This window comes from Sphingomonas changbaiensis NBRC 104936, from assembly GCF_000974765.1.
Taxonomy (GTDB): Bacteria; Pseudomonadota; Alphaproteobacteria; order Sphingomonadales; family Sphingomonadaceae; genus Sphingomonas_B; species Sphingomonas_B changbaiensis.
On sequence record NZ_BBWU01000014.1, the window covers coordinates 26686 to 40663 of the forward strand.

The 13978-nt window shown below is 68.4% G+C and carries 6 protein-coding genes; 2 read left to right on the forward strand and 4 right to left on the reverse strand.

Features of this window, described 5'->3' with window-relative positions:
• Positions 1-2 precede the first annotated feature (2 nt).
• Together SCH01S_RS02615 and SCH01S_RS02620 are read left to right on the forward strand one after the other, a co-directional pair.
• A complete protein-coding gene (locus SCH01S_RS02615; protein ID WP_046347221.1) occupies positions 3-7547 on the forward strand; it encodes a hypothetical protein in 7545 nt (2514 codons plus the stop codon).
• Positions 7544-10585 (forward strand): CHAT domain-containing protein, encoded by a 3042-nt coding sequence (locus tag SCH01S_RS02620; protein WP_052733732.1) that lies wholly within the window; start codon positions 7544-7546, stop codon positions 10583-10585. The genes SCH01S_RS02615 and SCH01S_RS02620 overlap by 4 nt, the downstream gene beginning before the upstream one ends.
• 10 nt (positions 10586-10595) lie before the next feature.
• Here the strand turns inward: SCH01S_RS02620 and SCH01S_RS02625 are convergent, their stop codons facing one another.
• From SCH01S_RS02625 to SCH01S_RS02640, 4 genes are all read right to left on the reverse strand, one after another.
• Positions 10596-10952 carry a response regulator gene (locus tag SCH01S_RS02625; protein WP_281174939.1) on the reverse strand — a complete coding sequence of 119 codons (357 nt, stop codon included), beginning with the start codon at positions 10950-10952 and terminating at the stop codon, positions 10596-10598.
• Positions 10953-11056: 104 nt separating this feature from the next.
• Complete coding sequence (gene moaB / locus SCH01S_RS02630) at positions 11057-11584, reverse strand: molybdenum cofactor biosynthesis protein B (protein WP_046347223.1); 528 nt, start codon at positions 11582-11584, stop codon at positions 11057-11059.
• Positions 11574-13370, reverse strand: coding sequence for a lytic transglycosylase domain-containing protein (locus tag SCH01S_RS02635; RefSeq protein ID WP_046347224.1), 1797 nt, complete (start codon positions 13368-13370; stop codon positions 11574-11576). The genes moaB and SCH01S_RS02635 overlap by 11 nt, the downstream gene beginning before the upstream one ends.
• A 2-nt stretch (positions 13371-13372) precedes the next feature.
• Positions 13373-13870, reverse strand: a complete 498-nt coding sequence (locus SCH01S_RS02640) for a uracil-DNA glycosylase family protein (RefSeq protein ID WP_052733733.1) — start codon at positions 13868-13870, stop codon at positions 13373-13375.
• Positions 13871-13978: the final 108 nt, after the last annotated feature.

Here is a 13978-nt window from a genome sequence, read left to right on the forward strand (position 1 = left end):
TCATGCGTACGACCGACAAGAGCCGCTTCTTCCGCCGCGCAGCGACCGGCACGTCCGCATTGGCGCTCGCCACCGCCCTGGCGGCCAGCCCCGCCCATGCCCAGGCATCGCCATCCTATAACGCGCCCGATCCGACGGTCGTCTCGGGTTCGGTCACGTTCACCCGCAACCAGACGCCGGGGGTCGAGACCTACAATGTCCAGTCGCCGACGGCGGTGCTGGATTTCACGCCCAGCGACACCAATGGCACCGGCGTCATCAATTTCCAGAATGCCGGCTCCACGGTCACCTACCAGGGATCGTCGAACTTCACGCTGCTGAACCGCATCGTGCCGACCAATCCGGCGCGCGCGATTCAGTTCAACGGCACGGTGCGCAGCCTGGTCAACTCGGCTCCCGGCGGCGCGGTCTGGTTTTACAGCCCGGGCGGCATCATCGCGGGCAGCGGTGCGGTGTTCGACGTCGGCAGCCTGCTCTTGTCGACCGGCGACCCGACCGGCGGCTCCGGCACGATCGGGTCGACGACCAGCTTCACGCTGAACAGCGCAGCGAACAGCAACGCGGCGGTGACGATCCAGCCGGGCGCGCAGATCACCGCGACGCCGGAGGGAAGCTACATCGCGCTGGTCGCGCCGGTCATCAACCAGAACGGCGCAGTCCGCGTGAACGGTTCCGCCGCCTATGTCGCGGCCGAGCAGGCGACGCTGTCGATCAACCAGGGCCTGTTCGACATCAGTGTCGCGGTCGGCTCCGACGGCAACGGCACCCCGCTGACACACAACGGCACCACCACCGGGCCGGCGAGCACCGGAAGCAGCGACCAGCAAGGCATCTTCATGGTCGCGGTGCCCAAGAACACCGCCATCACGATGCTGATCGCGCCGAACGGGCAGCTTGGGTTCGATGTCGCGAACGGTGCGACGGTCGAGAATGGCGCGGTTTACTTGCAGGCTGGCGGAGATCTCAGCGTCAATCCGGCTCAGACGGACATCGCAAACCGAATCAGGAGCCTGCCTTTCTCTGCCCAGCCCGCGAGTATCGATCTGCGGCCGGCCAACGTGACCTCGCCCATCGCCGCCCAGGCGAAGACCGACATCTTCGTGTCAAACAATGACGCTCTCGCGCCGGTCGCACTGAGCAACAGCGCCTATTTTGTCGCCGGACACAGCGCGACGGTGCAGGTGGCGCAGAATGGCACGCTGACCGCGGGCGGCACGGTGACGGTCCAGTCCTACAGCTCGGCCACCAACACAGCAGGGTTCACTGCCCTGAGTGGCTCCACAGTAACCATAAACGGCGACCTGAACGTGCGTGCGGATCCCTATGGCCCGCGCGGCGTCTCTTTTTTCGCGACCGACTTCACCAAGTCGGGAAGTGCAACCCTGGACGTCAGCGGCGGCAGCTTAACGGCAGGGGCGGTCATTGTCGCCAGCCTCGCCACCGTTCCGTCGAACACGCCCGAGGCCGCCACGGTGGCTGGCCCTTCGCTCGTCAACGTGACGGGCGGAGGATCGCTGCAGGCGACCGAGCTGTCCGTCGACGCTTCGGCGGTGCTTTCGGGAGGCGTGGCGACGGGCGGCACGGCGACCCTGAACATCGACGACGGATCGCTGACCACTACCGCGGACCTAGCGATCAGGGCGGGCGCGTTCAGCGACGGCTCGAAAGCTGCCGGGAGCGCTGACGCGGGCACAGCGCAGGCCCTGTTCGGCCCAGGAGGAGGATCGGCTGACATTGGCGGCTCGGCAACGATCACAGCCGCAGCAACGACCGGTCAGCCGTCATCCGCGGGGAATGTCGGGCCAAGCGCGATCGGCGGCAACGCCCTCCTGAGCATCGTCGCTCCGTCGGGCGCGGCCTCCACCAGCTTCAAGGCCGCAAGTCTTTCGATGTCATCGGACGCGATCGGAGCGTCTGGCAACCAGGCTAATGCAGGAGGCGCGCGTGCGGGGTTCACCCGGATCGACCAAGCTACCGGTACGGTCAGCTTCGCAGGCGAGGTCGGCCTGACCTCCACTGCAGCCGCTGGCTCGGGCTCTTCTGTTCCGGGAAGTGCCGGCGGCAGTGCCACGGCAGGCAGCGTGCAGATCGACGTGCACGGCGGCACGCTGATGATGGGCGCAGGTAATTTCCGCACGGCAGCGACAGGTGGCAACGGCGGTGCGGGGCCAAATGCAACGACGCCCGGCGGCGCCGGTGGGAATGTTTTGGCGGGCGGCGGCGTCTCGCTCTCTGCGAGCGGCGGCGGCACGATCACTGCCGCTTCAGTCTCCCTCGATTCGTCAGCGTTCGGCGGCACCGGCGGCGACGGTTTCAGCGGCACGGGTCTGGCAGGGTCCGGCGGTTCGGCGGCGGCGTCCAACGCCCAGATCAGCACCAGCGGCTCCGGCACGATCGCGCTCGGTTCGACGCTGATTTTCGCGAATGCAACGGGCGGGTACAGCGGCGCCGGTCTTGCGCAGCCCGGCGGTGCGGGAGGCATGGCCAAGGCCGCGAACGCATCTGTTGTGGCCACTGCCGGTACGATCAAGCTTGCAACGGTCGACATCCGCAGCGATGCGAACGGCGGATTTGGCTCGGCCGACGGCAGCAACGGTGGAAACGGGTCTTCGGGCTTCGCGTTGATTGAAGCCACGGGTGGCGGCGTCGTCAACATTCTCGGCGGTTCGCTCAACATTTCGGCCCAAGGCTTCGGCGGATCGGTGAACGGCTCCGGAGCGGGGGCGCAGGGATTTGGCGGTTCTGCGCTCATACTCGCCGATGGCAGCAGCACCGTCGATTCCGCGGCGACATTCGTCAGCCTCGACGCGAGCGGCAATGGCGGGACGGCCGGATCGGGCAATGGCGGCATGGGTTCGGGCGGCACCGCCATTGCTCAATCAAACGGCGGCACGATTACACTCGCCAGTGGCTTTGATGCACGCGCGACCGGCAACGGCGGCTCGGCTTCGGGCAGCGGCGACGGCGGCATCGGCATCGGCGGCCTGGCAACGTTCGGCACGTTCGGGACGTCGGCTGCGAACAAGGCGGCCGTTGGCGATCTCAGGCTCGACGCGTCCGGCAACGGTGGTTCCTCGACTGGCGGCAAGGGTGGCGATGGTATCGGCGGCGCACCCGTGGATGCCGTCAATGGGCCGTTCGACAAGGGCGTCTATCTCTTCGCCAACAGCGGCACCGTCTCAGTCGGTGGCACCGTGAATGCTGCAGCAGAGGGTTTCGGGGGAAGCGGCCGATCCGGCGGGGGCGCCGGCAAAGGTGGGTTTGCCAGCCTGTCATCGGATGCTGGAAGCACTCTGACGATCGCGGGAGCTCTATACATGACCGCCGACGCGACGGGCGGATCAAGCAATTTCCTGGCCGGCAGCGGCCGTGCGGGTACGGCAGGCGCGCTGGCCAACGGCGCGGTCGACATTGGCGGTCAGTCCATCCTCTCCGCCAACGGGTCGGGCGGCGCCCAGACAGGCACGACCGCGTCGACACCCGGCGATGGTTTCGGCGGATTCGCCAATGCTTATGCCAGAAATGGCACACTTACATTCCGGGATGCAGTGACCCTGAACGCCCGGGGCGAGGGCGGATCGGCGTCCGTTGGCGATGGAGGAAGCGGCACCGGCGGCATCGCGCTGATCGGCACGGGCGTTATCGATTCTCCCGCGAGCCCGACTGCCCTCACCAAGGTGGCGGGTTTCGCGTCTTTGGATTCGTCAGGCATCGGTGGCTTTGGAGACGCGACCAACGGCATCGGCGGCCTGGGCCTCGGCGGTTTCCCGGCGAACACGGATGTCGGACCTTTCGACAAGGGAAGCTATGTCACTGCCCTTGGCGGGACCACGCAGCTGAATGGGGGCGTCGCCCTCGAGTCCACCGGCAGGGGCGGTGGCGGCGGTAAGGCAGCGGGCGACGGCAAGGGCGGCTTCATCAGCGTCTATGCTGCAGGCGGCGATATCGGCGTGCCGGGCGCATTCTCGATCGATGCGTCGGGCGAGGGCGGTTTCGGCCTGGGCAGCCAGGGAGCGGTCGGCGGCAACGGCTTTGGCGGCGCCGTTAGCATGTTCGCCAGCTCCGCTGGACAATACGGCGTTGCGGTCGGCACGCCGAGTTCCGTCACGCTGGGGAGCATCGTAATCAACGCCGATGGCGAAGGCGGCGACGGCGGCATCGGCGCCATTGGAGCCGCCGGCGGCGCCGGCGGAAACGGCACGGGCGGGGATATCCGGCCCATCGCCGAGGCCGGCAGCGGCACGCTCGTCACCGGCGACATCACGATGGGGATTACCGGCGAAGGCGGCAGCGGCGGGCAGGGCGGCGACGCGGCACCGTCCGGCGGTATCGGCGGCAATGGCGGGCGCGGCGGCAACGGCACCGGCGGCTTCACGAATTTCGGCACGGCGAGCGGCCCGGACACCGCCAGCAACACCGGCAACGCGACGCTCGGCAATGTTCAGGTCGCGGTGCTCGGTGCCGGCGGCGCCGGAGGCGAGGGGATCGCCGGCGGTAATGGCGGCGCCGGCGGCGAAGGCATCGGCGGCACGGCCACGCTGCTCTCGCGCGGCGCGCCCGTGACGACGCAGGCCGTCAACCTGATCGGCGTGGCGATCGGCGGCAATGGCGGTGCCGGCGCGACGGCTGGTGTCGGCGGCAACGCGAGCGGCGGCGACATCGGCCTGCTTGCGACCAATCGCTTCCAGCGGACCGAGCGCGGCGGGGTGACCGGCACCGCCTTGTCGGTTTCAGCCTTCGCGCAAGGCGGCGGCGGCAGCGTCGGCGGCTCGACGACTGCAGGACAGGTCTCTGCGCAGGTCACGCAGGCCGACGTGACGCTCGACAGCCTGGACCTGTTCACTTTCGGTCTCGACGGCACGGCAGCGGGGGCGGAATCCGCGCTGCTGGTCGACGCCGGCACGCTGACGGTCAACAACCAGGTCTCGGTCAGCACCGTCGGCGATCTGCGCTTCGGCGCCGTCAATGGCGGCGCGCTGAAGGCGAACAGCCTGCTCCTGAGCGCGAGCGGGTCGCTGCTCCCGCCGGCGAGCGGCACGCCCGGTACGGTCGACATCACCAACAGCTTCTCGGCGACCTTCGGCGGCGATTTCGTCACCGCGTCGAACTTCAGCACCGCCGGCTTCTTCGAAATCCAGGCCGGCGGCCAGTTGCAGGTCGGCGACGTGAGCTCCGGCGGCAGTGCAAGCCTGTCCAGCACCGGCGGTAGGGTGACCGCCGGAAACATCGTGGCGGGCCAGGGCATCAACGTCGATGGTCAGGCCGGCCTGTCGGTCGGCGATCTCGATACCGAAAGCGGTTATGGCAGCGTCACGCTGCGTTCCGCCGACGGCGATATCTCTGCCGGAAGCATCCGGTCGGGCGACAGCGTCTTCGCTTTCGCCGGCGGCAACATCAGCACCCAGGACGTGACCGCCGCGCTGGGCGACCAGTCGCTCGTGTCCGGCACGGTCGAGATCGGCGCGTCGGGGACGACCACGCTGGGGAACATCAAGGCCGTTTCCGTCAATATATCCCCGGATGAGGGCCTGATGGGGCCGTCAGGCGACGTCCACACCGGTGCGATCAAGGCGGAACGGATCGAGGTTGCCGGGGGCGGCAATGTCACGACCGGCGATCTGCAGACCGGGGATTTCTACAGCGGCATTTCGACCGGCGAGGATTTCCTCGTCGGCGTCGGTGCGGGCGGCAATGTCCAGACCGGCAACATCGCCAGCCTCGATTATGTCGGGCTGGAATCGGTGACTGGCAGCGTCTCGACCGGCTCGATCTCGATGGGCAAGAGCGCGCTGCTGCTCGCCAAGACCGATGTCTCCACCGGAGCGATCACCGGCGGAACGGGGCCGAACAACGACATCTTCATATCGAATGTCAGCATCATCGAGAGCGATCCCGATTTTGCCGGGCTTGGCGTGGGCAGCGACTTCAGTGGCGATTTCAACCCGAACGTCCTGAGCACGGCGACGCCGGTACGGCTGGACGGCCTCGTCACCCTGACCGGCCCGGCCATAACCGGCGGGTTCGCCGCAGCGGCGAACAACGGGTTCGACACGCAGGCGATCACGGCGGCAAACCGGCTGCTGCTGGACAGCGGCGCGTCGCTTTCGCTGGGCGATCTTTCGACCGCCCAGGCGCTGAGCCTGACCAGCGGCGGCGCGCTTAGCGTCGGCAACGTCCAGGCCACGACGGTCGACCTGAGCGCAACGGACAGCATCACCGCGGCAGCGATCGCGGCAAGCGGGCCGGTGAACGTCACCGCCGGCAGCTTGGCCAGCTTCACGGGGCCTGTCGGCGGCTCGCAGATCAGCGTGACCTCCGCCGATCTGAGGCTGGCGCCGTCGGCGCAGCTCGGCACGTCCGAAACGACGCTGCTGAGCCTGAACGCACCCGGTGTCAGCCAATTCAGCTTCGGCGGCACCGGAGGCGAGGGCTATGCGATCAGCGCCGCCGAGGCGCAGCAGCTGCGGGCGCAGCAGATCGACATCGCAACCTCCGCGCCGGTCACGATCGGCAGCGTGACATTGAACGGTTCGGGCGCGGGCAGCGCCGCCAATCTGGTCGGGGACGGCAGCCGGCTGTCAATCTCCACCGATGGCCGCATCCGTGTCGCGGGCGCGTTCACGATCGCGAATGCCGGGCCCAATGACCGGCTGGGCCTGCTCTCCGGCGGGACGATCGGGGTTGCGACCGACAGCGGCGGCGCGATCATGATGACCGGCTCCGGATCGGGCACACTGGGCGGCACGCTCGACCTGATCGGCAGAAGCATCGTCGTTGCGACCGGCAACCTGCTCGATCAGATCGCAGCCGACCCGAACTTCTCCGGCCGCAACCAGGCGCTGGCCGCGCCGACCGGTTCGGCCAATCCGGCGGGCAGCATCCAGGCCAATCGGCTGGAGCTGAGCGCAGTCAACCTGATCGCGATCCAGAACAGCGGATCGGCGGACCAGGCCGCGGGGTTCAGCGCGGGCGCGGGCGGCATGCGGGTGACCAGCCTTGCGCCGAGCAATGCGCCGCTGGACGTGTTCGCCTTTGGACGGGTCGCCGATCCCAGCGGTGCGTTCAAGATGAACCAGGACACGCTGGGTGCGATCACGTTCAACAGCGGGGAAGGGAATGGCGGCTTCACCACGGCATCCGCGGTGAACAGCTGCGTGGTCGGCGGATCGGGTTGTGCAGCCGCGCCCCCGCCTCCGCCACCACCTCCGCCACCCCCGCCACCCCCGCCACCACCTCCGCCACCGCCACCCCCGCCGCCGCCTCCGCCGCCGACGCCGCCACCGGCCGCGATCGCCCCGATCTCGACCAGCGTGGTGGACGCGATCCAGGGCAATCTCGACAGCGCGGCCGATCCTGAAAAGGTCGCTGCGCTGCCGACGGTCACGCTCATCACCACGATCGACACGGGCCAGCTCCGCACCGATCCGGTGATTTCCGACCCGGTTTCGGGCGGCGGTAATCCAAGCCTGTGGGAAACTCCCGACCAGCAGAACGACCGGCGGGAGAGTGAAGCGAAGCCCAAGCCCGACCAGGGAGGCGACAAATGATCCGATCCTGTCTTCTCGCCGCGGCGGCCGGCGCCGCCCTTGCCCAGCCGGTTTCGGCGGCACCTACCGATCCGCTCAGCATCCAGGAAAGCTTCCGGATCGGCACCTCGGGCGTGCGCTGCACCGCGCAACTCCGCCCGCTCGATCCAAAGCTCCAGGGCATGTTCGACCGGGGCTACGCGATCGTCTGCCGCGATGCGGCGGCCCCGGTGGGCAGTCTTTACGCGTTAAAAGGGGGCGACCAGGCCCGGCTCGCCGATGCGGACAGGCGCTGCGATGCGCCGAAAGCCGCAGAGGTGCCGGGCCTGGCCGAAGTCTCGGCTCAGGACTGCGAGGGCGCCGACAAGCTCAATTACCGCACCTACAGCGTCACCCGGGGCGGCACGCTCTACGCGTCGCAGGGACTAACCGGTTATGATTCCGCGCTGAAGCTCGGGCTGGCCAGCATCGTCACCGATCGCCCGGCCGATGGCGAGGTGCAGGTCGCGGTCACGGCCGCCGGCGATCCGGCCGCGTTCGCGCGCGTCCAGGCCGGCGCGCTCGACCCCGAGGGGGCGCTTTCGGAAGCCTATGCCCGCAACAATTCCGGCAGCTATGCGGAAGCCGCGGAGTTCTTCCAGACGCTGTACGAGCGCACGGCGGGCAGCGACGACGCCCCTCGGGCGACCGAATATCTGGCCAACCAGGGCCTGCAGCAATCGAACCTCGGCAACGTGCCCGCCGCCGACGCGGCGTTCGCGGAAGCCGAGCAGCGGGGCGCGGCGGACGATCCGATCGCTGGGCGGCTGCTGCGCAATTACCGCGCGATCCATCAGATGAACCAGCGCCGCCCCGCCGAGGCGCTGCAGGAGCTCGACCGCAAGGTCGCTGCGGTCGATCGCTATTCGCAGGAAGCGATCAGCGGCGCGGAGATCACGCCGCAGCTTGCGCAGGAGATCAACCGCACCAACGCGGCGCTCAACCGCACAGGCGGGCTCGACACGCGGCTGACGCCGTTCGAGCGCGCGCAGATCCTGGATGCGCAGGCCGAGCAATTGCGCGGGATCGCGCTTCGGATGCAGCGCCGCTATCCCGAAGCGCTCCAGCTTCTCGAACGCGCGGATCGGGATTTCGCCGCTGTCCGTCAGGGGCGGGTGATATCGACGGCGTTCATGCGCGCGGACGCGATGGCCGAAGCGGGGCTGGTGCGGGAAATGACCGGCAATCCCGGCGCCGCCGAAAGCGCGCTGAAGAACGCGATCGCTTTGTTGGAGACCAACTATCCGCAATCGGCGGCACTGCTGCAGGCAAAGAGCCGCCTGGCCGCATTCTACGCACGCCAGAACCGGGCCGACGAGGCGATGAAGCTCTATCAAGAGGTCGTTGCAGACAGTGAACGTGTGCCCGGCGCCGCGGCGGCAGTGCGGCAGGCGCTCGCGCCCTATTTCGCGCTCCTCGCTTCCAGATCGGCGTCCGATCCCGCGGCCGCGGGCGCGATGTTCGCGGCGAACCAGGTGTTCGTCCGTCCGGGCGTCGCCCAGACACAGGCGGTTCTTGCCCGCGAATTGTCCGAAGGGGACGATGAAGCGGCAATGCTGTTCCGCGAAGCCGTGAACCAGTCGCGTGAAGTGGTTCGCCAGAGCGGCGACGTCGCCCAGCTCGCAGCCGCGAACCCGGCCGAGGGTAGCGACGCCGCCAAGACGCTGGCCGCCGCGCGCGACAAGCTGGCGACGCTGGAGCGCGAGCAGACCGCGCTGCAATCGCGCCTCAGCAAATATCCGCGTTACCGGGTGCTATCGCCGCAGACGTTGACGCTTGCCGATCTCCAGAAGATTCTGAAGCCCGGCGAGGCCTATTACCAGCTGAGGCTCGTCGGTGAGGATGCCTATGCGGTGTTCGCGACGCCGGATCGCGCCCAGGCCGTCAAGCTCGACCTGACCGCCGCCCAGCTCGGCGACACGGTCGCAAAGCTGCGTGATACGATCGTCACCGTCGACAATGGCCAGTTCGTCACCCTTCCGTTCGACGTCGTTCGGGCGCGGCAGCTCTACCGGACGATGTTCGATCCGCTCGGACCCACGCCGCTGAAAGGCGTGACCCATCTGATCGTCGAACCCGACGGACCGTTGCTGCAGTTGCCGCCGACCTTGTTGGTGACGGATCAGGCGGGCGTTGACGCGTACGAGACGCGGATCGCCAAGCCCGGCGCCGACAAGTTCGACATGCGCGGCGTCGCCTGGCTGGGCCGCGACCGCGAAGTGACGACGGCGGTGTCCGCTCGGTCCTTCACCGATGTCCGTCAGATTGCCCCGTCGACGGGCAAGCGCGCGTATCTGGGGCTCGGCGACAATGCGCCGCCATTCACGGCCGCGACGTTCCTGTCGACCGGCGGACCGGCGCGGGGCGAATGCGACTGGCCACTCGAGACCTGGAGCCATCCGATTTCTGCTGCCGAGCTCCAGTTCGCGCGCACCGCAATCGGCGGCACGCAGTCGACCATCATGACCGGCCAGGACTTCTCCGACACCGCGGTCGAGCACCTACCGGATCTGCGCGATTATCGGGTGCTCCACTTCGCGACGCACGGCCTGGTCACCGCGCCGCGCCCGCAATGCCCGGCACGGCCGGCGCTGCTGACCTCATTCGGCGGTCAGGGTTCGGACGGGTTGTTGAGCTTCAAGGAGGTGTTCGATCTGAAGCTCGATGCCGATTATGTGATCCTGTCGGCCTGCGACACGGCCGGGATGGCGACCATCAAGGAAACGCGCGAAGCGGGCGTCGCCACCGGCGGCAATTACGCGCTCGACGGACTGGTCCGCGCGTTCGTCGGCGCCGGCGCGCGCGGCGTGATCGCCAGCCACTGGCCGGTGCCGGACGATTACGACGCGACCAAGCGGCTGATCACCGGCATGTTCAGTGCCCCGCCCGGAACGCCGGCGGGGCAGGCTCTGCGCGAGGCCCAGGTGAAGCTGATGGACGACGCCAATACGTCGCACCCCTATTACTGGGCTGCATTCGCGATCGTCGGCGACGCGGAACGGCCGCTGCTGCAGAAATAAGGAGGAGGGATCAGGCCGCGAGCGAGTCCAGGCTCTTGCGGACGGCGTCTTCCAGCTCGTGCGGGCGGAAGGGCTTGGGCAGGTAGATCGTGTCCGGCAGCTTCTCGCCCCCGCTCGGGAAGCCGGAGATATAGATGATCGGCAGGTTCGGCTTCAACGCGCGCGCGAGTTCCGCGACTTCCCAGCCGCTGATGCCGCCCAGCCGGATATCGGTGATCAGCAGGTCGATCGCGCTGGGCGAAAAGGCATCGAGCGCTTCCTCGCCGCTCGCGGCCTCCACCGCCTCGAGGCCCAATCCCGCGACACATTCGGCGAGCACCATTCGAATAAACGGTTCGTCGTCAACGCAGAGTACGCGGCCGGCCACTGTCAATCTTATCCTTCAAGGTGATGTCCGTGAGCTAAGGCTTCGAACCGCGTCCGCAACATCGTAGAAACCGCACGCCTAATGCCATGCAGGTATCTGGAATCCTAACGTTCCTGCAGGCGAGGCATCAGCTCGACGAAATTGCAGGGCCTGTGACGGTTGTCGAGCTGTGGGCCGAGGATGCCGTCCCAGCCATCCTTCACCGCGCCGGTCGAACCCGGCAGGGCGAAGACATAGGTGCCGCGCACGACCACGGCGCAGGCGCGGGACTGCACGGTCGAGGTGCCGATCGACTGATAGCTGAGCCAGCGGAACAGTTCGCCGAAGCCGGGGATGTCCTTGCCACCCAGCGCCTGCAGCGCCTCGGGGGTGACGTCGCGGCCGGTCACGCCGGTGCCGCCCGTCGAGATCACGCAATCGACGTTCGGATCGTCGACCCAATTGTGCAGCCGGGCGACCAGTTCCTCCAGCTCGTCGCGAACGATCGCGCGCGCGGCGAGCGCATGTCCTGCGTGGGTGAGGCGCTCGACCAGCAGGTCGCCCGACGTGTCCTGGGCCGGGCCGCGGGTGTCGGAAACCGTCAGGACCGCGATGCGGACCGGCTTGAACGGCAGGCTATCGTCAATGGGCATCGGCCAGGGCCGTCCCCGCCGCGGCCATCTCGACCGGCGCATGCCGCTCGAGCCGCACCGCCTTGGCGCCCGGCAGCCCGGGGAAGCGGGGCCACAGATCCTGCGCCATCGCCTTGAGGCTCGGCGAATCCTGTCCGGAATTGCGCTCGTACATCCAGTAATTGCGCATCACCGTCACGGCATAGCCGCGGGTTTCCCAGAACGGGATCGATTCCATGAACAACAGCGGGTCCTCGCCGCCCTTCACGCGCGCGTTCCAGACGTCGAGCATGCCGGGCCCCGCATTATAGGCCATGACCACCTTGGGCAGAAGACCGCCGGTGGCGCCGTAATCGCGGACCTGCTCCAGCCGCGCCTGACCGAAATCGAGATTGACCGCGGGGTCGAGCAGCTGGCGTCGGTCCGGCGCGGACTCGCCGCGGCGCTTGGCGATCAGCTGAGCAGTGCCCGGCAGCACCTGCATCACGCCATAGGCGCCGGCCGGACTTACCGCATCAGGACGGAAGCGGCTTTCCTGGAGGGCGTGGGCATAGACGAGGCTCTTGTCGATCCGCCAACCGCCGACGGGGCGCCAGTCGGGCGTCGGGTAGCGAGCCGATGCGCTCGGCTGCGCGCCGGCCGGGCCGTTGTGCGCGAGGTAGAGCTGCGTCTCCGGCAGGTTCAGTCGCGCCGCCAGTGACGCGAGCAGCGCGTGATCCTCGGGCCGACCGAGCTTCGCCTCGAACTTCAGCACCTCGCCGGCGCGCTCGCGCTCGCCGATTTCGGCCAGCGCCTTGGCGACGCGGATGTTCGGCACGGCCGACAGCCGCGACCATTCGCGCGTCAGGCCGTCACGCTCGCTCGGCGGCAATTGCTGAAGGCCCAGCGCCTCGGCCGCGAGAATGCCGTAGAAGGTCTCGCCATAATGGGCGGCCGCGCGCAGGCGCGACTGCACCTGCTCGGGATGACCGCCGGCCATGAACGCGCGCGCGGCCCAATAATGGCCGGCTGCCAGGATGTCCGGATCGCCACCATGCGTCGCCACGGCGGAAAAGGCTTCGGCCGCGGCCGGATAATCGTGCTGGCGCCACGCCGCGAGACCGGCGGTCCAGTCCGCCTGGACGCGCCATTCGCCTTCGCCGGTGCGGGCGAGCGCGGCCAGCCGGCGCGCATTCGTGTCGTCGCCGTTCAGATAATAGGACCAGGCGACACGTTGCCGCCATTCGGTCAGCGCCGGTCCGGAGAGATTGGGCTCCTGCTCGCTCAGGATGGCTTCACAGCCGGCGGGATCGTCGATCTTGATCAGCGGCAGGATCTTCGGCGCGAGCTGGGCCGAGACCGGATCGTCCTTGATCGTGTCCGCGCGCTCGCGTGCCGGGGCGGAGCCGAGCCACACCAGCCGCTGCTGAACGGGAAGGTCCGGCGTCTGCTTCGCGCCCCGCGTCCGGGCGAGCGCGACGAGCTGCGGCGCCTGCGGCAGCCACGGCGCGGCGGCCGCCAGCGTGGTCAGATCGTCGGGGTTGGTGACCTTGGGCGAACCCTTTTCGGTAAACAGCTCCGCCCGGGCGTAGGACTTCAGCGGTCCGTCCGGCAGCGCGTCGATCTTCGTCGCTGCTTCGGACCAGAGCCCGGCCTTCATGTCGGCGAAGATGCCGAGAAAAGCCGCCTTTTCCGAATCGTTCAGAACCGCCGGCAACTGGCCAATGCCCTGCGTCGCCGCCGAATCGGCACGCGCGCGATTGCCCTCGGCAAGGGCGGGGACGGACACGGCGGCCAACAGGCACACGGCACAATGCGCCAGGCGCATACTCAAAGCCCCTTCATCACGAGCTGCAGGTCTTTCCAGGCCTGCGCCTTGAAGGCCGGCCGCTCCTGCAGCAGGCGCGGGTGAACGGTCGCAACGGTCTCCACCGTGGCCGCGCCAAGGTTAAGCGAATGGAATTTCCCGCGCGCCGGGATCGCCTCCATCCCAAGCAAGGCACGGCTCGGCGCGTCGCCCATGATCAGCAGCCGCTTCGGCGCGACCAGGCCGATCTGGTGGCGCGCGACAGCCGTGAGCCGGCGAAGCACGTCCTGGGGCACGCGGCCGACCGGCCGCACGGTTGCGAACGGCGCCAGCCAGATGGAGGCCCGATCGCGGCCGATCGCCGCCAGCATCCGATCGAACAAGGCGCCGATCTCTCCAGCCATCAGCTCGCCGGCCTCCGGTGCGTCGATCAGGATCATCAGGTCCGATCGCGGATCGCCGGCCGGGAGCACGCGGGTCTTTCCCCATCGCGCTTCCGGCACATCGGCACTGTCGCGCATCCAGTCGAGTAGTGCGGGAAGAGTAGGGGGAAGTTCTTCAACCCTCTCCCCGCCGGGGAGAGGGACGGCCGCGGAGCGGCCAGGGAGAGGGGCAGAGTTATGGACAGA